Annotated in this window: 19 protein-coding genes and 2 pseudogenes; 9 read left to right on the top strand and 12 right to left on the bottom strand. The window is 72.9% G+C overall.

What is annotated here, in order from left to right; translation table 11 throughout:
* The first annotated feature begins 68 nt into the window (after positions 1 to 68).
* A complete protein-coding gene (locus tag ACF1BE_RS11135; protein ID WP_392198715.1) occupies positions 69 to 1,688 on the top strand; it encodes a hypothetical protein in 1,620 nt (539 codons plus the stop codon).
* 71 nt (positions 1,689 to 1,759) lie between these two features.
* Here the strand turns inward: ACF1BE_RS11135 and ACF1BE_RS11130 are convergent, their stop codons facing one another.
* From ACF1BE_RS11130 to ACF1BE_RS11110, 5 genes and pseudogenes are all read right to left on the bottom strand, one after another.
* Complete coding sequence (locus tag ACF1BE_RS11130) at positions 1,760 to 4,348, bottom strand: SpoIIE family protein phosphatase (protein WP_392198714.1); 2,589 nt, start codon at positions 4,346 to 4,348, stop codon at positions 1,760 to 1,762.
* A 268-nt stretch (positions 4,349 to 4,616) separates the two neighbouring features.
* Positions 4,617 to 5,024 carry an ATP-binding protein gene (locus ACF1BE_RS11125; RefSeq protein WP_392198873.1) on the bottom strand — a complete coding sequence of 136 codons (408 nt, stop codon included), beginning with the start codon at positions 5,022 to 5,024 and terminating at the stop codon, positions 4,617 to 4,619.
* 448 nt (positions 5,025 to 5,472) lie between these two features.
* Positions 5,473 to 5,898 (bottom strand): annotated as a pseudogene (locus ACF1BE_RS11120) ((deoxy)nucleoside triphosphate pyrophosphohydrolase); the annotation flags it as partial.
* 30 nt (positions 5,899 to 5,928) lie between these two features.
* A complete protein-coding gene (locus ACF1BE_RS11115) occupies positions 5,929 to 6,120 on the bottom strand; it encodes an SPOR domain-containing protein (protein WP_392198713.1) in 192 nt (63 codons plus the stop codon).
* Between the two features lie 437 nt (positions 6,121 to 6,557).
* The gene (locus ACF1BE_RS11110) at positions 6,558 to 7,310 is read right to left on the bottom strand and encodes a GntR family transcriptional regulator (protein ID WP_392198712.1); all 753 of its coding nucleotides are present in this window, start codon (positions 7,308 to 7,310) and stop codon (positions 6,558 to 6,560) included.
* A 442-nt stretch (positions 7,311 to 7,752) separates the two neighbouring features.
* Here ACF1BE_RS11110 and ACF1BE_RS11105 point away from each other — a divergent pair, with 442 nt between their 5' ends.
* Entirely contained in the window at positions 7,753 to 8,979 is a 1,227-nt protein-coding gene (locus tag ACF1BE_RS11105) for a serpin family protein (protein ID WP_392198711.1), read from the top strand.
* Positions 8,980 to 9,077: 98 nt separating this feature from the next.
* On the opposite strand, the pseudogene ACF1BE_RS11100 reads toward ACF1BE_RS11105, so the two are convergent.
* Positions 9,078 to 9,284, bottom strand: a pseudogene (locus tag ACF1BE_RS11100) (transposase family protein); the annotation flags it as partial.
* 262 nt (positions 9,285 to 9,546) lie between these two features.
* Positions 9,547 to 10,635: a redox-regulated ATPase YchF gene (ychF, locus tag ACF1BE_RS11095; RefSeq protein WP_392198710.1), complete on the bottom strand. Its 1,089-nt coding sequence runs from the start codon at positions 10,633 to 10,635 to the stop codon at positions 9,547 to 9,549.
* Between the two features lie 368 nt (positions 10,636 to 11,003).
* Between ychF and ACF1BE_RS11090 the strand changes: the two genes are divergently transcribed.
* Complete coding sequence (locus ACF1BE_RS11090; protein WP_392198709.1) at positions 11,004 to 11,375, top strand: DUF6542 domain-containing protein; 372 nt, start codon at positions 11,004 to 11,006, stop codon at positions 11,373 to 11,375.
* A 42-nt stretch (positions 11,376 to 11,417) separates the two neighbouring features.
* On the opposite strand, the gene ppgK is transcribed toward ACF1BE_RS11090, so the two are convergent.
* Together ppgK and ACF1BE_RS11080 are read right to left on the bottom strand one after the other, a co-directional pair.
* Positions 11,418 to 12,164 (bottom strand): polyphosphate--glucose phosphotransferase, encoded by a 747-nt coding sequence (ppgK, locus tag ACF1BE_RS11085; protein WP_392198708.1) that lies wholly within the window; start codon positions 12,162 to 12,164, stop codon positions 11,418 to 11,420.
* 29 nt (positions 12,165 to 12,193) lie between these two features.
* Positions 12,194 to 13,210 (bottom strand): 4-hydroxy-3-methylbut-2-enyl diphosphate reductase, encoded by a 1,017-nt coding sequence (locus ACF1BE_RS11080; RefSeq protein ID WP_392198707.1) that lies wholly within the window; start codon positions 13,208 to 13,210, stop codon positions 12,194 to 12,196.
* 146 nt (positions 13,211 to 13,356) lie between these two features.
* On the opposite strand from ACF1BE_RS11080, the gene xseA reads away from it, so the two are divergent.
* The 3 genes from xseA (at position 13,357) to ACF1BE_RS11065 (ending at position 15,606) form a co-directional block, all read left to right on the top strand.
* On the top strand, positions 13,357 to 14,565 hold the full coding sequence (gene xseA / locus ACF1BE_RS11075; RefSeq protein ID WP_392198706.1) for an exodeoxyribonuclease VII large subunit: 1,209 nt from the start codon (positions 13,357 to 13,359) through the stop codon (positions 14,563 to 14,565).
* On the top strand, positions 14,562 to 14,807 hold the full coding sequence (locus tag ACF1BE_RS11070) for an exodeoxyribonuclease VII small subunit (RefSeq protein ID WP_392198705.1): 246 nt from the start codon (positions 14,562 to 14,564) through the stop codon (positions 14,805 to 14,807). The genes xseA and ACF1BE_RS11070 overlap by 4 nt, the downstream gene beginning before the upstream one ends.
* Positions 14,808 to 15,015: 208 nt before the next feature.
* On the top strand, positions 15,016 to 15,606 hold the full coding sequence (locus ACF1BE_RS11065; RefSeq protein WP_392198704.1) for a malonic semialdehyde reductase: 591 nt from the start codon (positions 15,016 to 15,018) through the stop codon (positions 15,604 to 15,606).
* A 62-nt stretch (positions 15,607 to 15,668) separates the two neighbouring features.
* Here ACF1BE_RS11065 and ACF1BE_RS11060 read toward each other — a convergent pair whose 3' ends face one another.
* Positions 15,669 to 16,199: a DUF4245 domain-containing protein gene (locus tag ACF1BE_RS11060; RefSeq protein WP_392198703.1), complete on the bottom strand. Its 531-nt coding sequence runs from the start codon at positions 16,197 to 16,199 to the stop codon at positions 15,669 to 15,671.
* A gap of 128 nt (positions 16,200 to 16,327) precedes the next feature.
* On the opposite strand from ACF1BE_RS11060, the gene glpX reads away from it, so the two are divergent.
* The gene (gene glpX / locus ACF1BE_RS11055) at positions 16,328 to 17,362 is read left to right on the top strand and encodes a class II fructose-bisphosphatase (RefSeq protein ID WP_392198702.1); all 1,035 of its coding nucleotides are present in this window, start codon (positions 16,328 to 16,330) and stop codon (positions 17,360 to 17,362) included.
* A gap of 472 nt (positions 17,363 to 17,834) precedes the next feature.
* On the opposite strand, the gene ACF1BE_RS11050 is transcribed toward glpX, so the two are convergent.
* Together ACF1BE_RS11050 and ACF1BE_RS11045 are read right to left on the bottom strand one after the other, a co-directional pair.
* Positions 17,835 to 18,209 (bottom strand): WhiB family transcriptional regulator, encoded by a 375-nt coding sequence (locus tag ACF1BE_RS11050; RefSeq protein ID WP_392198701.1) that lies wholly within the window; start codon positions 18,207 to 18,209, stop codon positions 17,835 to 17,837.
* Positions 18,210 to 18,332: 123 nt separating this feature from the next.
* Entirely contained in the window at positions 18,333 to 19,034 is a 702-nt protein-coding gene (locus ACF1BE_RS11045) for a DUF1707 domain-containing protein (protein WP_392198700.1), read from the bottom strand.
* A 212-nt stretch (positions 19,035 to 19,246) separates the two neighbouring features.
* Between ACF1BE_RS11045 and ACF1BE_RS11040 the strand changes: the two genes are divergently transcribed.
* Together ACF1BE_RS11040 and ACF1BE_RS11035 are read left to right on the top strand one after the other, a co-directional pair.
* Positions 19,247 to 20,917 (top strand): fumarate hydratase, encoded by a 1,671-nt coding sequence (locus ACF1BE_RS11040; RefSeq protein WP_392198699.1) that lies wholly within the window; start codon positions 19,247 to 19,249, stop codon positions 20,915 to 20,917.
* 164 nt (positions 20,918 to 21,081) lie between these two features.
* Positions 21,082 to 22,479: a class II fumarate hydratase gene (locus ACF1BE_RS11035; protein ID WP_392198698.1), complete on the top strand. Its 1,398-nt coding sequence runs from the start codon at positions 21,082 to 21,084 to the stop codon at positions 22,477 to 22,479.
* The last annotated feature ends 82 nt before the right edge of the window (positions 22,480 to 22,561 follow it).

Below are 22,561 nucleotides of genomic sequence, written 5' to 3'. Positions count from 1 at the left end.
TCCGCCTGGTCCCCCACCCGCCCCCGTCCCGGTCGCGGAGCCGCCGACCTGCCCATACGCTCCGAAAGGTGACGTCCTCCCTGATCCGGGGCCGACCCCGGCGTGCCACGGTGCGCACAAGGGTGCGGGTGGCGCATGCGGTGCTGGGCGGCCTGGCCGGGATCGGGTGGCCGGTGCTGCCGGTGATGACGATGGCGGCGCATGATCCGGTTCCCGTGGCCTCGGCCGGCGCGGTGGCCGGTGCCGCCGTGCGGCAGGACGAGACGTCCTCGGCCGACCTCGTGCTGCCGCTCGTCGCCGGGGCCGTGGCCGTGTCCCTGGCCGGGTACGGCTACCTGCGCCGCACCCGGCGCGCCCGCACGCGGACGACCCCGGGGACGGTCTCCGCGCAGCCGCCCGCGCCCACCCGGGCCGACTCCGAACGCCAGGCCCGGGCGGCGCTGCTGCTGGCCGACGAGTGCGTGCGCACCAGCCGGGAGGAACTGTCCTTCGTGCGGAACCTGTTCGGGGAGGGCCGGACGGAACCGTTCACGCGTGCGCTGCGAGCCGCCGAGACCGAGCTGTCGGCCGCGTTCGCGATCTGGCGGCGGTACGAGGAGGGCGTCCCGGAGGACCCGGGCGCCCGGCGGCAGGCCCTGGTGGGGGTGATCGGCCGTTGCGCGGAGGCCGGCCGGCGCCTGGACGCGGAGGCGGGGGCGCTGGACGGGCTGCGCCGACTGGACGGGCCGGGGGCCGATCCGCGGGCGGCGCGTGAGCCGGAGGCGGACGGACAGGGGGCCGGTGGGCGTGGCGGCGCCGGTGCGGCGCTGGAAGTGGCCGAGCGACGGTTCCGGGAGGCGGCGGCCCGGACGGTGACCGCGCAGGACACCCTGGCCGCGCTCCGGGAGCGGTACGCGTCCACCGCCTCGGCGCCCGTCGCCGGATACGTCGAACAGGCCAAGGACCGGCTGGTGTTCGCCACGACCCGGCTCAACGAGGCCCGCCAGGCCGCCGACGTGGACGACGGGGGACGGACCGCCCGGCACCTGCGTGCCGGGGAGGGCGCGGTGGCCCAGGCCGAGATCCTGGTGGGCGCGGTGGAACGGCTCGCGGCGCGGCTGCGGGAGGCGGCCGGGCTGGTGCCGGCCGCACTGACCGGCGCGGAGGCGGAGCTGGCGGCGGTCCGGGGCGGTGAGCGGGCCTCGCCGGCCCCGGACGGGCCGCGCGCCCGCCTCGCTCACGCCGACGGCGTGCTGGCGGCGGTCCGCGAGGAGCTGACCGGTGGACCGTACGACCCGCTGGACGCCCTGCGCCGGATCAGCCGGGCGGCGGAGCGGCTGGGCGGGGCGCGGTCCGGTGTGCTGGGCGTCGCGGCGCTGCTCGTGGCGCGCGGTTCCGTCGCCGGGGCGGAGGCGTTCGTGGGGGTGCACCGGGGGGCGGTGGGCACCGAGGCCCGGGCCCGGCTGGCGGAGGCGGTGCGGGAGCTGGGTGCGGGGCGCCCCGGCCGGGCCGACCCGGTGGCCCGGGAGGCACGGGAGCTGGGCGAGCGGGATGTCCGGGCGTACGGCAGCCCGTACGCCGGTGCGGAAGGGGAGGCGGCCGGTCTCGCCGGTGCCGTGCTGGGCGGCGTCCTCCTGGCCGAGGAACCGGACGGCGGCCCCCCGGCGAGCTACGGCGGCCCCCTCACCCGGTCCCGCCACCACCTGTGACCCACCGGGCGCCGCGCCGGTTGCGGTCCGTCGTGGGTCGCGGGCCGATCGGGGAGCGGGCCGGGGTGTCGTCAGAACAGGCTGAGCAGGGCCTCCGCCGGGTCCGTGAGGGTTCCCTCGCCGCCCGGCAGAGGCAGCTCGAACCACACCGTCTTGCCGCGCGGCGTCCGGCGTGACCCCCAGGCCGCGCTGAGCAGCCCGACGAGTTGCAGTCCCCGTCCTCCCTCGTCGGTGTCCCGGGCCCGCCGTCTCCGTGGCTGGACCAACCCGGAGTCCCAGACCTCGCAGACCAGCGTGCGGTCCAGCAGCAGCCGTAGCCTGATGTCCCCCTCGCCGTACCGCAGCGCGTTCGTCACCAGTTCGCTCACCAGGAGTTCCGTCGTGTCGATCAGCGGCTCCAGGCCCCAGCCGGCGAGTTGCCCGCGGGCGTACTCCCGGGCCCGCCCGACACTGCGCGGCTCGCGCGGCAGCGTCCAGTCGCCGACGGACTCCTCGGGCAGTCCCTGTACCCGGGCCATCAGCAGTGCGATGTCGTCCTCGCCGTGGTGGGTGTCGAGGGTGTTGAGGACGTGGTCGCAGACGTCCTCCAGGGGGCGGGAGGGGTCGGTGAGCGCGCCGACGAAGGCCTGGAGGCCCTCGTCCAGGGGGTGGTGGCGGGACTCGACGAGGCCGTCGGTGTACAGCGCGAGGAGCGCGCCCTCGGGGAGTTCGACCTCGACCTCCTCGAAGGGCTCGCCGCCCACGCCGAGCGGCATCCCGGGCGGCACGTCCAGCATCAGGGCCGTCTCGCCGGGCTCGACCAGGACCGGCGGCAGATGGCCTGCGTTGGCGAACGTGCAGCGCCTGGTCACGGAGTCGTACACGGCGTACACGCAGGTGGCGAGGTACACCTCGGACAGGTCGGCGTCCCGGGGCTGACGGGCGGCGCGGGTGGCCTGCTGGACCCCGCCCGGCGTGCCGAGCCCCCGCGCGATCTCGTCCAACGCCGAGAGGACCTCGGCCGGTTCCAGATCCAGCAGGGCCAGGGTGCGTACGGCCGTGCGGAGTTCGCCCATCGCCACGGCCGCGCGCAGACCCCGGCCCATCACGTCGCCGACGACCAGCGCCGTGCGGTGACCGGGCAGTTCGATGACGTCGAACCAGTCGCCGCCCACCTCGGTGGCCGCGTTGCCGGGCAGATAGCGGCAGGCGATGTCCAGGCCGGACGCCTCGGGGTCGCCGGGCGGGAGCAAGGACCGTTGCAGTATCAACGCCCGTTCGTGTTCGCGCCGGTACAGGCGCGCGTTGTCGATGCAGACCGCGGCCCGAGCGGCCAGTTCCACGGCCAGGTCCCGGTCCCGGTCGCCGAACGGCTCGCTGCCCTTGGTGCGGGCGAACTGGGCGAGTCCGACGACCGTGTCGTGGGCGACCATCGGCACGGCCAGCGTGGACTGCACGAGTCCGCCCTCCTCGGCGGGCACGCGCTGCGGGCGGGCGGTGCGCAGGGCGTCCGCGCAGGGCGAGCGGAAGGGGAAGTGGTGGACCGCGCCGACCTCGACAGGTGGCCCGGAGCTGCTGAAGGGAGCGCCGGAGACGGCGCTGGCGAAGGCGACGCGCCGCAGTTCGGCGCTGCCGTCGGCGAGGCCGGGCGGCGCCTCGTCGCCGGTCAGCAGACCTTGGTAGAGGTCGACGGTGGCGAGGTCGCAGAAGCCTGGGACGACGACGTCGAGGAGTTCGCGGGCCGTGGTCTCCAGGTCGAGGGAGTTCCCTATGCGCGCGCCGGCGTCGTTGAGGAGGGCGAGATTGCGCCGGGCGGCGGCGGCCTCACGGGCGGCCGCGCGGCGGGCGGTGATGTCGGTGCCGAGCCAGGCGATGCCGATGGGCCGGCCGCTGCCGCTGTGCACGCGGTAGAGGTTGACGGACCAGTGCCGGCGTTCCTCGGAGCCCGGGACGAAGCCGGTGACGTGCATGTCGGTGATCGACTCGCCGGTCTCCAGAACCCGCCGCAGAGTGGCCGAGACCCGCTCGGCCTCGCCGCGCGGCAGATAGTCGTGAACTCCCCTGCCCCGGTGGTCGTCCGGAGTTCCGCCGAAGATGGAGGCGAAGCGATGGTTGGCCCGACGGACCCTCAGGTCGTCGTCGATCAGCAGGAAACCGAAAGGAGACTGACCGAAAATCGCCTGCGAGGCGGCGAGGTCGGTCTCGATGCTGCGGAGCGTGCGGACGTCCACGACGATACAGACGGCGGCCCTCTCGCCCTCGGCGGTGCGCGTGGGCATGACGTAGACCTCGGCCAGCCCCTCCTCACCGCGCGCGCCGTCCGGCAGGTCCGGCATCCGGAAGGGCACCACACCGGTCCACTCGCGCCCGTCGAGGATTTCGGCCATCTTCCGCTGCCCGCGGTCGCGCAGGTCGGGGTCGACGAACGCCTCGATGGGGTCCATGCCGACGGCGCGTGCGGCGGGGATGCCGAAGAGCTGTTCGGCGCGCAGGCTCCACTGCTCGACCAGCCCGCCGGGACTGATGGAGAAGGACGCGACCTTGATGTAGTCGTAGATCGAACCGGGCGGACTGCTCTGCCACATGGCGTCGCCGGATGCCGCGGCCGCCTCCGCGGCCTGGTTCCTCGCGCCGTCCGACGGGTCCTCGGACTCCGTGGCCTTCGCTGGTATCTCGCTCACGCGAACCGTCCCCTCCAGCTCACCGCACCCGGCACCGGTCACCGGGGGCGGCTGCCCGCAGTATCCAGCACTACGGCGCCGCACGACACGGTGTTCACGATCACAGCACGGTCCAGGTGTTTTTCGGACCGGTCCGTGACAACACTCCCACTCTTCTAACCAGGGAACACACCGCCGAATCACCCACGGCGGGACCGGGCGCGTGCCCGGCGCGTACCTGGACGGCGCACCGGCGGCTGTACACCCCCGTGCGCCCGCGGCCGCCGCCTCACCCGGGCACCGCCAGTTCGAACCAGACGGTCTTTCCGCCGGCGCCGGGCCGGGTGCCCCAGCGGCGCGAGGATCCGGCGACGAGTTGCAGGCCGCGCCCGCTCTCGTCCTCGGGCCGGGCGACGCGCTCGCGCGGCGGGTCCGGGAGCGGGTCGGAGACCTCCACCCGCAGCGTGTCGCCGAGTGCGGCGGGGCGGACCAGCCGTACCCCGATGGGGCCGGTGGCGTGCCGCAGGGAGTTGGTGACCAGCTCGCTGACCAGCAGCGCGGTGAGGTCGGCCAGGCAGTCGAGGTCCCAGCCGCGCAGCTGGCCCCGGACGGCCGCGCGGGCGTTGCGTACGGCGCCCGGTTCCGCGGGGAAGGACCACTCGGCGCAGTCACCATCGGTGTCGATCACGCCGATCACTTCCCCGGCCAACAGAGCCCGCCCATGTCCGTTTTCATGGGGTTAATGGGCACATACCCGATATCCGGCGGGCAGTACCGCGCGCGAGGGCGCACTGTGGCACGAACGGCGTATGCGGCGCTCCTCGGGAGCGGCGCGAGCGCCGCGTGCTTCGAGGACGGCGGCATCCGGCACCCCGCGCGGGCACTCCGCCCCTTCCGGCGCCGGCCTAGACCGACCCACCGGCAGAACGGGCGGGCGGGGAGGCGGGCCCATCGGTGGACCCGGCCGGCCGGGAGGTGGCCGGGTCGGTGGGCCCCTCCGGCCGGGAGGCCCCGTCCGTGGACCCGGCCGACCGGGAGGCCGTCCCATCGGCGGACTCGTCCAGCACGGAGGCTCGGTCCGTAGTCCTGTCCCAGCGGGAGCCTGTCCCACGGGCGGGCTCCGCGGGCGGGGAGGCGTCCCCGTCGCCGGGCTCGGCCGGACGGAGCCTTGCGGCCTCCCGGACCGCGGGGACGTCCTGATCCAGCCAGGGGACGTCCCAGAGCTGCGCCGGGGTCAGCCAGCACAGCTCGTCGTGGTCCTGGAGGGGCCGGGGCCCGGGCGAACCGGGGCGCAGCCGGGCGGTCCACACCCACAGGACGTACGGGGCCCGCAGCGGCCACTCCCCCGGCACCCGCCGGACGGCCTCGGCGTCGACGCCCAGTTCCTCGCGCAGTTCACGCACCAGGGCGTCCTCGGGCCGCTCACCCGGCTCCACCTTGCCGCCGGGCAGCTCCCAGCGCCCGGCCAGGTCAGCGGGTGCGCTCCGGCGTGCGGCGAGCAGCCGGCCGCCGTCGAACAGGGCGGCTCCCACGACGACGATCCGTTCCGTCCCGGGTGGCGTGCGCGTCATGGAGGGGAGCCTACGTCAGCGCGCGGCCGGTCAGTTGTGCGTACCGTCCCCGTTCTGGCCGATGCGCTCGACCCAGTACAGCTGCTTGTGCCCCCGGTCGTCGAAGCTGTCGGCGATCTTCTGCGCCTCCGCGCGGGTCGCGTACCGGCCGACGCGGTAGCGGTTGCCGTTGTCGTCCTGCCGTATCACGATCCAGGGCAGTGAGACCGTGCCCTCACTCATGGCCCCGACCGCTCGCGTTCCTTCCCGCACCGCCCCGCCCTCCCCCACGCTCGGCTGCGCTCTCGGGCCCCCGCCGCGCGCCGCCTAAGGAAACCGCAATCCGCATATGCCCGAGCGTACGCCCAACCTTCACGCTGCGCATACGAGTTTTCACAAAGAGGTACGCAACCAGCCAGACCGCCGGGGGCGCACGAGGCCGAACGCGCCGTCGCGAACACCCCCACCCCGGGTCGGGGACGTCTCGGGCACCCCCGAGCCACCTGCGAGAACGGCCGGATCGCTGCGGACCCCGGGCGCCGGTGACGGCCGGGGAGGGCGCGGTGTCCGCCCGCCCGGCGCGCCGGAGTGTGCGCTACCTCACCCGAAGGCGCACCCGCCGTACGCCCGGCGGCCCGTCACCATGACAGTCCGGCGCCGGAACGGCCGTACCCCATCGGTCACTTCACGGGCAGGTGGTACGCGACCCGGTAACGGTCCGCGGGGATCACCACGTCGGCGGTCTCGACCGGGCGGCCCGAGGCGTAGTACGTGCGCTGGACGACCAGGACCACATGCCCGGGGACCCCGCCGAGCAGGTGCAGCTCCTCGGCGAGGCCGGGGCGGGCGCCGACCTCCTCGGTGACGTTGTCCACGATGACGTCGATGGCCCGCATGCGCTCGACCACACCCATCCCGCCCAGCGGCCCCTCCTCGGGCAGCATCACCGGAGTGCGGCCGGTGACGGCGAGAGGCTCCCAGGAGGTGGAGAGCATCATCGGCTCGCCGGCCTGCCGGAAGAGGTACTTGGTGCACATGACCCGGTCACCGGGCTGGATCGCGAGCCGCTCGGCGAGCCCCGCCCCGGCCTCGGCCTGTTCGCTGCTGGACTCCCAGGTGCCGCGCACCGCGACGTCGGCCTGCTCCTGCCGGAAGGGCGTGGCACCGCCGGCCGGACGGAATCCGGAGCGGGCCACCTGGCGGGGCACGGGCCGCTCGCGCACGTACGTCCCCGAACCGGAGCGGCCCTCGACCAGCCCCTCGGCCATCAGCACCTTGCGGGCCTCCAGCGCGACCGTGTCCGAGACGCCGTACTCCTCGCGGATGCGGGCCTGGGAGGGGAGCCGGGTGTGGGGCGGGAGCGAACCGTCGACGATCTTCTTGCGGAGATCACCCGCGACACGCAGGTACGCCGGCTGCTCACCGAATGTCACTGGCCGCTCCCATCAGGTTGTACAGACAGCAAGAGCCTGGCAACCCTGGGTTCCGCCGTGCAAGCGAAGGCCAGAGAATCACTCGATGTGATGACAAGGGGCTGGGGAGCGCATCACCCAGGCACTTCCTCCCCCGCACCGGCGGGCTCACACCCGGGGACCGGGGCGCGCGACGATCACCCGGGACGGCCCGACAAGGCCCGGCCGGTGACACGGCGCTCCGCGTACACGACTGACGGCAAGTCAACTACCTTGCGTGATCGCACAGTTGATTGCGCGAACGGACGCCGTGCCCGGACGTGCGGACGGTAGCAGGCGGTGGGGGCCGGCAGGCGCGGGCGGCGACACCGGTACCGTGCTCCTGGGGCGGGGCGGCGACAGCGCACGACCGGCGCAGGAGCCGCCCGCACGATGAGCGGGACACGGACGGGGGCGGACGAGGGTGGAGACCAGGCCGGACGGCCGGGCGGCTGACGAGGTCGTCCGCGCGGTGAACGGACTCACGGCCCGATGGGCGGCGACCGCGTACGACGGCACGGTCTTCTCCGCGACCGGGGTCTGGCCCCTGCTGGCCTTCCTCGCCGACGGCGCGGCCGGCCCGGCGCGGACGGAGCTGGCCGGGGCGCTGGGCATCCCCGCGGGACAGGCGGCCGGCGCCGCGCGGGAGCTGCTTGCGGGGCTCGCGTCGGTGTCCGGTCTGGAGGCGGCGCTCGGCCTGTGGACGCACCACGGCCTGGCCCTGCGCGAGGAGTGGCGGGCCGGGCTGCCCGCCGGGACCCAGGGCGTCTTCGGGGACGACCTGGTCACCGTGCAGGAGCGGCTGGACAGCTGGGCGGCCGAGCGTACCGGCGGGCTGGTCGAGCGCATGCCGGTGACGCTGACCCGGGAGGCGCGGATGATGCTGGCCACCGCGCTCACGCTGCGCACGAACTGGCGCCAGCCCTTCACGGAGCTGCCGCTGCGGCCCGCCGCCGGACCCTGGCAGGGCCGTACCCTGCGCGGACTGCACCGGCGCAGCGTGCGGCCGGACCGCGTCGGGGTGGCGGGCACCCCGGACGGCTTCGTCACCGCGCTGACGGTGCCCGGAGACCACGGTATCGACGTCCACCTCGTACTCGGGGAGGAGCGGATGGCGCCGGGTCAGGTGCTGGCGACCGGCGTGGGCGTGGTGGAACGCGCCCTGCCGCTCACGGGGGGCGGCGGGCTGCCGCACGGCCACGTGGGTCCCGGCCTGCACGTGGAGCAGCAACCGGCCGCCGAGCCGGAACCGAGGACGCTGGACGTGACGACCGTGTCGTACGAGGTACGGGCCGACCACGACCTGCTCGCCCGGCCCGCCCTGTTCGGCCTCACGACGGCGACGGACACCCGGGCCGGCCACTTCCCGGGGGTGAGTCCCCACCCGCTGGCCGTCGGCGAGGCCCGCCAGTCGGCGGTGGCCCAGTTCGGCGCGCTCGGTTTCCGGGCGGCGGCGGTCACGGCGGTCATGCCGGCACCGGCCGGCGGGGTCCCGTCGTACCGCTACGAGACGACGGTCGTCCGCGCCGCCTTCGACCGCCCCTTCGGCTTCCTCGCCACCGACCGCGCGTCCCGCCTGGTGCTGGTGGCGGGCTGGGTGACGGAACCGGCACCGTACCCGGCCCCGGCCTACGGACCGGCCGTACGGTGACGCCGGGGCGGCCCGGGTCCACGGGTACCGCCCATGGAGTCCATCCGCGACCCCTGAACTCCCCTGGCGCAGGGTCAGAAGTCCCGGCAGTCCTGGCGGACCAGGCGCCGGACGCGCACCGGGACCACGACCCGCCGTGCGTCGACCGGTACGTCCGCGACCACCCGCTCGCACAAGCCATGCACCCGCCCCGTCGGCTGCCCGCACACCGGGCACGGCACCGGATCATCCCGGGTCCGCGCCGACACCCGCACGATCCCGCCCCCGTCCGGCACGCCCTCGGGTGGAGGCGTCGTCCCGTTCACGGTCGACCCGCGAGGGCGGAGCCTGCGGCGATGCCGGTGCCGTGCGCCGAGGCGAAGCTGCCCTCCTCCCCCGGCATGGCGGTGGATGCGGTGAAGGCCCACCTGCGGGACTTTCCCGCCGATGGGCCCGAGGGCTGGATCTTCACGGCGCCGCAAGGCGGACCCGTGGTCCGCACGCACTTCACGGACGGGTCCTGGCGGCCCGCCCGCACGGCCGCCCATCCCGCTCCGCCGCAGGTCAGACGGCCTCTCGCTGGACGTGTCAGACGTTGAACCGGAACTCCACCACGTCCCCGTCCTGCATGACGTAGTCCTTGCCCTCCATGCGGGCCTTGCCCTTGGCGCGGGCCTCGGTGACCGACCCGGTCTCGACGAGGTCGCCGAAGGAGATGACCTCCGCCTTGATGAAGCCCTTCTGGAAGTCGGTGTGGATCACACCGGCAGCCTCGGGGGCGGTGGCGCCCTTCTTGATCGTCCAGGCGCGGGACTCCTTGGGGCCGGCCGTCAGGTAGGTCTGGAGGCCGAGGGCGGCGAAGCCGACGCGGGCGAGGGTGGCGAGACCGGGCTCGTCCTGGCCGACGGACTGGAGGAGTTCGAGGGCCTCCTCCTCGTCCAGCTCGGCGAGGTCGGCCTCCAGCTTGGCGTTCAGGAAGATCGCCTCGGCCGGGGCGACCAGGGCGCGCTGCTCGTTCTTGAACTCCTCGTCGACCAGCTCGTCCTCGTCGACGTTGAAGACGTAGAGGAACGGCTTCGCGGTGAGCAGGTGCAGGTCGTGGAGGAGTTCCGCGCGCTCGCTGCCCTGGACGATGCCGTGCGCGAAGAGCGTGTCGCCCTTCTCCAGGATCTCCTTGGCCTCCTCGACCGCCTTGACCTTGGGCGCGATGTCCTTCTTGATCCGCGACTCCTTCTGGAGGCGGGGCAGGACCTTCTCGATGGTCTGGAGGTCGGCGAGGATCAGCTCGGTGTTGATCGTCTCGATGTCGTCCTTCGGCGAGACCTTGCCGTCGACGTGGACGACGTTCTCGTCCTTGAAGGCGCGGATGACCTGGCAGATCGCGTCCGACTCGCGGATGTTCGCGAGGAACTTGTTGCCGAGGCCCTCGCCCTCGGAGGCACCGCGCACGATGCCGGCGATGTCGACGAAGTCGACCGTGGCCGGGAGGATGCGCTCCGACTTGAAGATCGAGGCCAGCTGCGCGAGGCGGGCGTCGGGCACTCCGACCACGCCGACGTTCGGCTCGATCGTGGCGAACGGGTAGTTGGCCGCGAGCACGTCGTTCTTGGTCAGGGCGTTGAACAGGGTCGACTTGCCGACGTTGGGCAGGCCGACGATTCCGATCGTGAGCGACACGTTGCGACTTCCCGTTGATGAGTGGGCCAGGGGCTGCCAGGCCAGAGACCGACACTGGCCGATCCACCAGTTTACGGCGTCCGGGGCGCCCTGCTCGCGGGAGCGTGGGACGGCCGGCCGAGCGTTCCCCGTCGGCGTGTCTGAGGGCTGATCGGGCACATAAACAGACCTAAGTTGGTCCAATGGAGCAACGCAGGACGCGACATCCGAACAACGGACCGCGACGTGGCGCGCAGCCGCCCGCCCCGCTGCCACCGCAGGCCCGGCGCGGGCCGGCCGGTGAGCGCGGGCCCGCGCCGGGGACCGGCCGCGCGGCGCGGACACGCCGTACGGTGAGGCCGGCGGGAGGGGGCGGACGGCCGGCGGACATGAAGCTCACCGGGCTCGGCAGCGGGCTGTTCTGCATCGTGGCGATGTTCCTGCTCGGCTACCTGGACCAGCTGCTCTTCGGGGCCTCCGGCACGGTGTACGGGCTGCTGTTCCTGCCGGTGTGCCTGCTCACGGCGCTGTGGGTACGCGACGGGGACGTGCTGACCGCCCCGGTGGTCGCGCCGATCGCCTTCACCGTGGGGCTCCTGCCCGTCGCCGACGGCACCGGAGGGCTCGCCGGCCGGCTGATGGGGCTGTTCACCGGGCTGGCCACGCAGGCGGGCTGGCTGTACGCGGGGACGCTCGCCGCCGGCGTCACCGTGCTCGTACGCCGGATGCGGTGGGCGGGACAGCGACGGCGACGGAGTTGAGCGGCCGGGCCGCCCGGGAGCGGACCCGGGCGGCCCGGACCGCTACACCCGCTGGGCCGCTCTCATCGCCGCTCCCACGATCCCCGCGTTGTTCTGGAGCTGCGCGGGGACGATCTCCGCCTTGACGCCTTCGATCAGGTGCAGGAACTTGTGCGCCTTGCGGCTGACCCCGCCGCCGATGACGAACAGCTCCGGCGAGAACAGCATCTCCACGTGCGCCAGGTACTGCTGCACGCGCTGCGCCCACTCCTCCCAGCTGAGGTCGTGGTCCTCCCTGGCCTTGCTGGAGGCCCGCTTCTCGGCGTCGTGGCCGTGCAGCTCCAGGTGGCCCAGCTCCGTGTTGGGGACCAGGACGCCGTCCACGAAGAGGGCGCTGCCGATGCCGGTGCCGAAGGTGAGCAGGATGACCGTGCCCCGGCGGCCCTGCCCGGCGCCGAACTGCATCTCGGCGACGCCCGCCGCGTCCGCGTCGTTGACCACGGTCACCGGGAGGCCGCCGAGCCTGCCGCCGAACAACGCGCGCGCGTCGGTGTCGATCCAGCTCTTGTCGACGTTCGCCGCCGTACGGACCGTGGCGCCGCCGGTGACCACCCCGGGGAAGGTCAGGCCGACCGGGCCGGTCCAGCCGAAGTGGTCGATGACCTGCTTGACCCCGTCGGCCACGCCGTCGGGTGTCGCCGGATGCGGGGTGAGCACCTTGCAGCGCTCCTGGACCAGGTCGCCCCGGTCCAGATCCACAGGGGCACCCTTGATGCCGGATCCGCCGATGTCCACGCCGAAGATCTGCATGGCTCCACGTTACGACGGACGACTGACGGTCATGCCCCGGGTGTACCGGTCCCGCCGCGCTCGGCGACCAGCGTGGCCGCCTCCTCGCGCAGGTCACGGCGGAGTTCCTTGGGCAGCGAGAAGGTGATCGACTCCTCGGCGGCCTTGACGATCTCCACGTCGGCGTAGCCGCGCTCGGCGAGCCACTCCAGGACCTGCTCGACGAGGACCTCCGGGACGGAGGCGCCGGAGGTCACACCGACCGTGCGGACGCCCTCCAGCCAGGCCTCGTCGATCTCGTCGGCGAAGTCCACCAGGTAGGCGTCGCGGGCGCCGGCCAGCTTGGCGACCTCGACCAGCCGCTTGGAGTTGGAGGAGTTGCGCGAGCCGACGACGATGACCAGCTCGGCCTCGGCGCCCATCTGCTTCACGGCGAGCTGACGGTTCTGCGTGGCGTAGCAGATGTCGTCGCTGGGCGGCGAGACCAGACCCGGGAACTTCGCCGTCAGGGCGTCGACGGTCTCCATGGTCTCGTCGACGGAGAGGGTGGTCTGGGAGAGCCAGACGACCTTCGAGGGGTCGCGGACCTCGACCTTGGCGACGTCCTCGGGGCCGTCGACCAGCTGGATGTGGTCGGGGGCCTCGCCGGAGGTGCCGATGACCTCCTCGTGGCCCTCGTGCCCGATCAGGAGGATGTCGTAGTCGTCGTTGGCGTAGCGGACGGCTTCCTTGTGGACCTTGGTGACCAGGGGGCAGGTGGCGTCGATGGTGGCGAGCCGGCCCTGCCGGGCCTCGTCGTGCACGGCCGGGGCGACTCCGTGCGCCGAGAACATCACGATGTTGCCCGGCGGCACCTCGTCCGTGCGCTCGACGAAGACGGCCCCCTTCTTCTCCAGGGTCTGCACGACGTACTTGTTGTGGACGATCTCGTGCCGGACGTAGATCGGGGCCCCGTACTGCTCCAGGGCCTTCTCGACGGCGATCACGGCGCGGTCCACACCGGCGCAGTAGCCCCGGGGGGCGGCGAGCAGGACACGGCGGCCAGGCGAAGCGGTCATGCGACCCATCGTAAGGCCGCGTCCGGCGGCCCGGAGATCACGCGCCCCGGGCCACGCGGGGAGCCGGCGGCCGGGTACCGGTCGGCGTGCGGGAAGCCGTCAGGGAGTCGACGGCGTCACCGGCGTTGTCCGTACCGAACGTTACGCTCGGGCACATGGCTGTGAACACGTCCCCCGAGGCCCCGCTCCCCGTCGGCGCGGTGTCCCGCATGATCGGGGGCTGGATCGACCGGCTGGGCGCCGTGTGGGTCGAGGGACAGATCACCCAGCTGTCGCGCCGTCCGGGCGCGGGCGTCGTGTTCCTCACGCTGCGCGACCCCTCGCACGACATCTCCGTCGGCGTGACCTGCTACCGCCAGGTGTTCGACGCCGTCGCGGACGTCGTCGGCGAGGGCGCCCGCGTCGTCGTACTGGCGAAACCCGAGTGGTACGCCCCCCGGGGCCAGCTGTCCCTGCGCGCCGCCGAGATAAGACCCGTGGGTGTCGGCGAGCTGCTGGCCCGGCTGGAGCAGCTGAAGAAGGCGCTCGCGGCCGAGGGTCTGTTCGCGCCGGAGCGGAAGAAGCCGCTGCCGTTCCTGCCGCAGCTGATCGGGCTGGTGTGCGGCCGGGCCTCCGCCGCGGAGCGGGACGTGCTGGAGAACGCCCGGCACCGCTGGCCCGCCGTCCGCTTCGAGGTGCGCAACGTGCCCGTGCAGGGCGTGCACGCCGTCCCGCAGGTCGTCCAGGCCGTCAAGGAACTGGACGCGGTGGACGAGGTGGACGTCATCATCGTCGCCCGGGGCGGCGGCAGCGTGGAGGACCTGCTGCCGTTCTCCGACGAGCAGCTCGTGCGGGCCGTGGCCGGGTGCCGTACGCCGGTCGTGTCCGCGATCGGGCACGAGCCGGACAATCCGCTCCTCGACCACGTCGCCGACCTGCGGGCCTCGACACCGACGGACGCGGCCAAGAAGGTCGTACCGGACGTGGGCGAGGAACTGGAGCGGGTGCGGATGCTGCGGGACCGGGCCCGGCGCTGCGTGAACGCGTCCGTGGAGCGGGAGGAGCGGGGGCTGGCGCATGCGCTGGCGCGGCCCTCGATGGAGGATCCGCACCGGATGATCGACGCGCGCGCGGACCAGGTCGGCTCGCTGGTCGACCGCAGCCGGCGGACCGTGGGGCACCTGCTGGACCGGGCGGACTCGGAGCTGACGCACACGCACGCGCGCGTGGTGGCCCTCTCCCCCGCGGCGACGCTCCAGCGCGGTTACGCGGTGCTCCAGCGGGCCGACGGGCATGTGGTGCGGGACGCGGAAGAGGTGGCGGAGGGCGAGACGCTGCGTGCTCGCGTCGCCGACGGTGAATTCACGGTGAAGGTGGGCGAATGACGGGCAAGGTGGACGAGGCGCTCTCGTACGAGCAGGCGCGCGACGAGCTGGTCGAGGTCGTACGGCGGCTGGAGGCGGGCGGTACGACGCTGGAGGAGTCCCTGGCGCTGTGGGAGCGCGGCGAGGAGCTGGCCAGGGTGTGCCGGCGCTGGCTGGAGGGGGCGCGGGCCCGGCTGGACGCCGCGCTGGCCGAGGAGGAGGACGAGGAGGGGACCGCGAAGGACGGGGGGCGGGCCGGGTAGACGCCGGCGGCGGGAGCGGGCCGGGCGGCGCGAGGGGCCGCGGGGGACCGGGCGGACCGAGGGCGCGGAACAGGCCCGGCGACCGCACGGGGCTGTGAGGCGGATCACCACGCCCGGGCCTTTGTTGAATATTAAACCTCACCTGCCGTAGGGTCGTGCCGTCAGCCGGTCCGGCCCCCGGACCGTCGCGCACCCGAGGAAGTCACGCATGTCTCTCGTTCTTGACCCCGCCGCCCAGGACCTGCTGTTCCGCGAGGCCCGCACCGCGAACACCTTCACCGACGAGCCGGTGACCGACGAGCAGGTCCAGGCGATCTACGACCTGGTCAAGTACGGCCCCACCGCCTTCAACCAGACCCCGCTGCGCATCACCCTGGTCCGCTCCGCCGAGGCCCGCGAGCGCCTGCTGCCGCACATGGCCGAGGGCAACCGGGCCAAGACCGCCGCCGCCCCGCTGGTCGCGATCCTCTCCGCGGACAACGAGTTCCACGAGGAGCTGCCGGCCCTCTTCCCGGCCTTCCCGCAGGCCAAGGACCTCTTCTTCGCCGAGCGTCCGGCCCGCGAGAGCGCCGCCGCGTTCAACGCCGCGTTGCAGGCCGCCTACTTCGTCGTCGGTGTCCGCGCCGCCGGCCTGGCCGCCGGCCCGATGACCGGCTTCGACTTCGAGGGCGTCCGCAAGGAGTTCCTGGACGACGACCACACCCCGCTGATGATCGTCAACATCGGCCGGCCCGGCCCGGACGCCTGGTACCCGCGCTCGCCGCGCCTCGCGTACGAGGACGTCGTCACGACCGTCTGAGCGGCCCGCGCGCGCGAAGAGGCCCCCGGCATCGCCGGGGGCCTCTTCGCGTGCCGTCACGGTCACTCCATCCGCAGCGCCGCAGCCATCGCCGTCAGCTCCTTGAACGAGGCGGTGCCGGCCACCACCGTCGTGGAGCCGGGGGTGTCCTGGAGCACGAGGGCGTCGTAGCGGCCGCCGGTGTAACGCGTCCAGGTACGGCCGCCGGCCGTCTCGGTACGCCGCGTCGCCGACGCGCCCTGACTGGCCTGCTCGATGAACTCGGCGGGCTTCTGCGCGGACGACTGCTCGACCTGCGCGTACTGGCCGTCCGGGGTCTGGAAGCCGAGGTGCCAGCGGTCGGACTTCTGCCCCTGGAAGCGCACGGAGGTCGCCTTCCAGGTGTCCGGCAGGCCCTCGGGGGCGGCCACCGGATAGCTCGCCGCGCGCCGGGCCGTGATCAGCTCGACCCGGTAGTCGACCCGCTTGAGGTCGGGAGAGTGGTCGTTGTGCGGGAGGGCGAGGAAGTAGACGACCGCCGCCGCGATACCGATCAGGGCCAGGGAGAGGATCATGTCCCGGGCCGTCTTCTGCTTGCCGTTCGAACCTGCCACGCCCACTATCGTCGCAGGTGCCCCAAGCGCTCATCCGTGGGGTCCCCTGCTCATTTTGTCTGGTCAGCGATAGAGTCAGGGTCCAATACCCTCATCCGGCCGTCGTCGTATCAGAAAGGTGCGCTCCGATGACCGAAAATCATCAATTGCCGTCGGAACTTGATGTTCCCTCGGAGGCTCCCGACCGCAACCTCGCCCTGGAACTCGTCAGGGTGACCGAGGCCGCCGCGATGGCGGCGGGCCGCTGGGTGGGGCGCGGCGACAAGAACGGCGCCGACGGTGCCGCGGTGCGTGCCATGCGGACCCTCGTCTCCACCGTGTCGATGAACGGCGTCGTCGTCATCGGCGAGGGTGAGAAGGACGAGGCCCCGATGCTCTTCAACGGGGAGCACGTGGGTGACGGCACCGGCCCCGAGGTCGACATCGCCGTCGACCCCATCGACGGCACCACGCTGACGGCCAAGGGCATGCCGAACGCGATCGCCGTCCTCGCCGCCGCCGAGCGCGGCGCCATGTTCGACCCGTCCGCCGTGTTCTACATGGACAAGCTGGTCACCGGCCCCGAGGCGGCGGACTTCGTCGACATCGACGCGCCCGTGGCCGTGAACATCCGGCGGATCGCCAAGGCCAAGCGGTCCGCGCCGGAGGACGTCACCGTCGTCATCCTGGACCGGCCGCGGCACGAGGGCCTGATCCGGGAGGTCCGGGAGGCCGGCGCCCGTATCAAGCTCATCTCCGACGGCGATGTCGCCGGCTCGGTGTACGCGCTGCGCGAGGGCACCGGCGTCGACCTCCTGCTCGGCATCGGCGGCACCCCCGAGGGCATCATCTCGGCCTGCGCCGTGAAGTGCCTGGGCGGGACGATCCAGGGCAAGCTGTGGCCCAAGGACGACGAGGAGCGGCAGCGGGCCATCGACGCCGGGCACGACCTCGACCGGGTGCTCACGACCGACGACCTGGTCTCCGGGGAGAACGTCTTCTTCGTGGCGACCGGCATCACCGACGGTGAGCTGCTGCGGGGCGTGCGGTACCGGTCGGAGACCGCGCTGACCGAGTCGATCGTCATGCGGTCGAAGTCCGGGACGGTGCGCAGGATCGACTCCGAACACCGGCTGCGCAAGCTGCGGGCCTACAGCGCGATCGACTTCGACCGGGCGAAGTAGGACCCGGGCCGGAAGACCGCAGTCCGGCCGGAAGCAGCCGCGCCCCGGCCGGCGGGACCCCGCGCCGGCCGGAACAGCCACGCCGGGCCAAAGTGCCCGCGCCCGGTGGAGTCGGAGTGACCGCGCCCGGCCGGAGTGAGCGCGCGCCATCCGGAGGGTGCGGGCGCCGGCCGGAGAGGCCGTACGCCGGCCGACGCGTGCGGGCGTCGGCCGGCGGGTGGTCGGGCCCGCGGGTGTGGTCCGCTCACCGCCTGGCCACGGTCCCGCGCCCCGTCGCGTGCCGGTACAGCACACCCCGGCACGATGCCTCCCGCGCGACGCGCACTCCCGCGCCGCTCCGCCGCGCATCGGACGCCACCCAGCCACAAAGCCGCCCAGCCGGGCGTCGGCTCGCGCCCCGCGCCGAAGTCGGCGTGGCGTGGGCGGACGAGAAGGCGCCCCCTGTGCGGAGGGGGCGCCCTGGGGGTGTCGGTCAGCCCGCTATACGGTTCGCCGCGGGGCGGGCCGTCTTCTTCAGGTCCATCTCGCGGCGGCGGCGCCGGGCCAGGACCACCCGGCGTTCGGCCGCCGTGAGGCCGCCCCAGACGCCGTAGGGCTCCGGCTGGAGGAGTGCGTGTTCACGGCACTCGACCATGACCGGGCAGCGGGAGCAGACGCGCTTGGCCGCGTCCTCGCGGGAGAGCCGGGCGGCGGTCGGCTCCTTCGACGGGGCGAAGAACAGGCCGGCCTCGTCGCGCCGGCACACCGCCTCGGTGTGCCAGGCGGCGTCTTGGTCCCTGTCCCGCGCCGGCAGCCGCTGCGCCGGAACGGCAGCTACTTGCACAGACGAATGCGGCGGTTGCAGCACGGTCTACTCCTGACGACGGCTTCGCGAGCGAGAGACGATGCAGCAAGGCCTACCCGCTGTGCGCGCGCCTATGCACAGAGTTCCCAACAGGGGGCGCGCGGTGTCTCCTTCACGCCCCTCGTGTCAACGCCCCAGGTGTCTGCGGAGCTTGCGGTCGACCTTGTCGTGAACGCGCTCCAGGATGTCCGCCACGCTCCTGCCCCGCCGGGGCCGCGCCTCCACGTTGCCGAGGACGGCCCAGCCGTCCACGTAGACCACCGGCGCCCGGGAGTCGACCGAGTCGAGCGGGCTCACCTCGAAGTTGCCGAGGACACCGCCCCCGGTGCCGCGCAGCGAGACGTTCTCCGGCACGCGGATCTGGACGTCGCCGAAGACGGAGACCGCCTTGATCACCACCTGCTGGTACTCGAAGATCGCCTCGCTGAGGTCGATCTCGACGCTGCCGAAGACCGCGTACGCGTGCAGCCGGCGCCCCGCGCGCCAGCGGCCCCGGCGCATGGCGCTGCTGAACACTGCCACCACGCTGGCGTCGGCCTCCTCCGGTATCGCGCCCGGCACGGGACGGGGCGGAACGGGCGTGTACGCGGGGGCGGCGGGCCGCTGGTGGGCGGCGGGCAGGTCCCGGACGAAGACCTCCAGCTCACCCACCGTCTTGGCGTGCAGCACGCCGTCCACGCGCTCGGCGTGCTCCTCGGCGGTCAGCCGGCCCTCGGCGAGGCCCTCGCGGAGGATGTCGGCGGTGCGGTCACGGTCGGCGTCCGAGGCGCGCAGCTCGGCGACGCGTGGCGCGTTGTCCCGGGGCTGAGCCTGCTTCTGAAGGTCCACGGCAGCAGCGTACCGAAACGCGATAGATCGCGACTAGAGGTGTGGACGACCCCGGTGTGCCGCAAGTCCGCCGCACGTCACGGCCGCTGAGCCTCACGTCACAGTCGCTGAGCCTCACCTCACAGGCTCCGTGTCAGCGGCAGGTCCTAGGCTGGTGAGGCCCGCCAGCGTCGGCGGGCGGCCGTCCGTCAGAGTGAGGAATGGGCTGAGAGATGCCTGAGTTCGCGTACACCGATCTGCTCCCGCAAGGAGAGGACACCACTCCGTACCGGCTGGTGACGTCCGAGGGCGTCTCCACGGTGGAGGGGCCCGACGGGCGGACGTTCCTCGAGGTGGAGCCGCAGGCGCTGCGCAAGCTGGCCGAGGAGGCGATCCACGACATCCAGCACTACCTGCGTCCGGCCCACCTCGCCCAGCTGCGCCGCATCATCGACGACCCCGAGGCGTCGGGCAACGACAAGTTCGTGGCGCTGGACCTGCTGAAGAACGCGAACATCGCGGCTGCCGGTGTGCTGCCGATGTGCCAGGACACCGGCACGGCGATCGTCATGGGCAAGCGCGGGCAGAACGTCCTCACCCGGGGCGAGGACGAGAAGCACCTCTCGCACGGCATCTACGACGCCTACACGAAGCTGAACCTGCGCTACTCGCAGATGGCTCCGCTCACCATGTGGGAGGAGAAGAACACCGGCTCGAACCTGCCCGCCCAGATCGAGCTGTACGCGACGGACGGCGGCGCCTACAAGTTCCTGTTCATGGCGAAGGGCGGCGGCTCGGCCAACAAGTCCTTCCTGTTCCAGGAGACGAAGGCCGTCCTGAACGAGGCCTCCATGATGAAGTTCCTGGAGGAGAAGATCCGTTCGCTCGGTACGGCCGCCTGCCCGCCGTACCACCTGGCGATCGTCGTCGGCGGAACCAGCGCCGAGTACGCGCTGAAGACCGCGAAGTACGCCTCCGCGCACTACCTGGACAACGCGCCCACCGAGGGCTCGCCGCTCGGCCACGGCTTCCGGGACAAGGAGCTGGAGGAGAAGGTCTTCGAGCTGACCCAGAAGATCGGCATCGGGGCGCAGTTCGGCGGCAAGTACTTCTGCCACGACGTACGGGTGGTCCGGCTGCCCCGCCACGGCGCGTCCTGCCCGGTCGCGATCGCCGTCTCCTGCTCCGCCGACCGCCAGGCGGTCGCGAAGATCACCGCCGAGGGCGTCTTCCTGGAGCAGCTGGAGACCGACCCGGCGCGCTTCCTGCCGGAGACGACGGACGAGCACCTCGACGAGGCCGGCGACGTCGTGCGGATCGACCTGAACCAGCCGATGGACACGGTCCTCGCCGAGCTGTCGAAGTACCCGGTGAAGACCCGGCTGTCCCTGACCGGCCCGCTGGTCGTGGCCCGCGACATCGCGCACGCCAAGATCAAGGAGCGGCTGGACGCGGGCGAGGAGATGCCGCAGTACCTGAAGGACCACCCGGTGTACTACGCGGGCCCGGCGAAGACCCCCGAGGGCTACGCCTCCGGTTCCTTCGGCCCGACGACGGCCGGCCGCATGGACTCCTACGTCGAGCAGTTCCAGGCGGCGGGCGGCTCGAAGGTGATGCTCGCCAAGGGCAACCGCAGCAAGCAGGTCACCGACGCCTGCCACACCCACGGCGGTTTCTACCTCGGCTCCATCGGCGGCCCCGCCGCCCGCCTCGCCCAGGACTGCATCAAGAAGGTCGAGGTCCTGGAGTACGAGGAGCTGGGCATGGAGGCCGTCTGGAAGATCGAGGTCGAGGACTTCCCGGCGTTCGTCGTGGTGGACGACAAGGGCAACGACTTCTTCCAGGACCCGGCGCCGCAGCCGACCTTCACGTCGATCCCGGTGCGCGGGCCCGGCCTCGGCTGACCCGGTACCGCGACGTGTGACGGGAGCCCCCGGCCGGCCGGGGGCTTCTCGCGTCCCGTACGGCGTCTCACGGGAGCGGTCGCCGCCGGCGGGGTGTACTCGTTGGGGGTCCGACGGGGAATACGGATTCCGCGTCAGCTGCTCACGTGTGCGGAGGTAGGACGATGACGAGCGAAGAGCCGCAGTACCGGACCGAGCACGACTCGATGGGTGAGGTCCGGGTCCCGGCCCATGCCAAGTGGCGGGCGCAGACCCAGCGTGCCGTCGAGAACTTCCCCGTCTCCGGGCAGCGCATCGAGCGGGCGCACATCGAGGCGCTGGCCCGCATCAAGGCGGCGGCGGCGAAGGTGAACGCCGAGCTGGGCGTGCTGGACAAGGAGGTCGCGGAGGCGATCCAGGAGGCGGCCGGGGAGGTCGCCGCGGGCCGGTGGGACGACCACTTCCCGGTGGACGTCTTCCAGACGGGCTCGGGCACCTCGTCCAACATGAACACCAACGAGGTCGTCGCGACGCTGGCGACCGAGCGGCTCGGCCGGGACGTGCATCCCAACGACCACGTCAACGCCTCGCAGTCGTCCAACGACGTCTTCCCGTCCTCCCTGCACATCGCGGCCACCTCGGCCGTCACCCATGACCTGATCCCGGCCCTGGAGCGCCTCGCCGCGTCCCTGGAGCGCAAGTCCGGGGAGTTCGCGGACGTGGTGAAGTCGGGTCGCACCCACCTCATGGACGCGACGCCGGTGACGCTCGGTCAGGAGTTCGGCGGGTACGCGGCCCAGGTGCGGTACGGCGTCGAGCGGCTGCGGGCCTCACTGCCCCGGCTGGCGGAACTGCCGCTGGGCGGCACGGCGGTCGGCACCGGCATCAACACCCCGCCCGGGTTCTCCGCCGCGGTCATCGAGGAGGTCGCCCGGGTCACCGGGCTGCCGCTGACCGAGGCCCGCGACCACTTCGAGGCACAGGGCGCCCGGGACGGGGTCGTGGAGACCAGCGGGCAGCTGCGGACCATCGCCGTCGGCCTGACGAAGATCGCCAACGATCTGCGCTGGATGTCGTCCGGGCCGCGCACCGGTCTCGCCGAGATCCGGCTGCCTGATCTCCAGCCCGGCTCCTCGATCATGCCGGGGAAGGTCAACCCGGTCGTGCCGGAGGCCGTGCTGATGGTCGCCGCGCAGGTCATCGGCAACGACGTCACCATCACCACCGCCGGGGCCGCCGGGAACTTCGAGCTGAACGTGATGCTCCCGGTCATCGCCAAGAACGTCCTGGAGTCGATCCGGCTGCTCGCCAACGCCTCGCGGCTGCTGGCCGACCGGACGGTCGACGGCATCACCGCGGACCGCGAACGCACCCGCGAGTACGCCGAGTCCTCGCCGTCCGTGGTCACCCCGCTGAACAAGTACATCGGTTACGAGGAGGCCGCGAAGGTCGCCAAGAAGTCGCTCGCCGAACGCCGGACGATCCGCGAAGTCGTCCTGGAGGGCGGGTACGTGGAGCGCGGTGACCTCACCCTGGAACAGCTCGACGAGGCGCTGGACGTCCTGCGGATGACGCGCCCGTGACCGCGGGCGCACCTTTCCGGCCACGGCCCTGCCACCGTGACGTGCACCGCAGCGGTACATGACCGCGGCACCTAATATCTGT

The sequence above is a fragment of the Streptomyces sp. NPDC014991 genome (assembly GCF_043080665.1).
In the GTDB taxonomy this organism is placed as follows: Bacteria; Actinomycetota; Actinomycetes; order Streptomycetales; family Streptomycetaceae; genus Streptomyces.
This window is presented reverse-complemented; position numbering and strand designations above follow the sequence as displayed.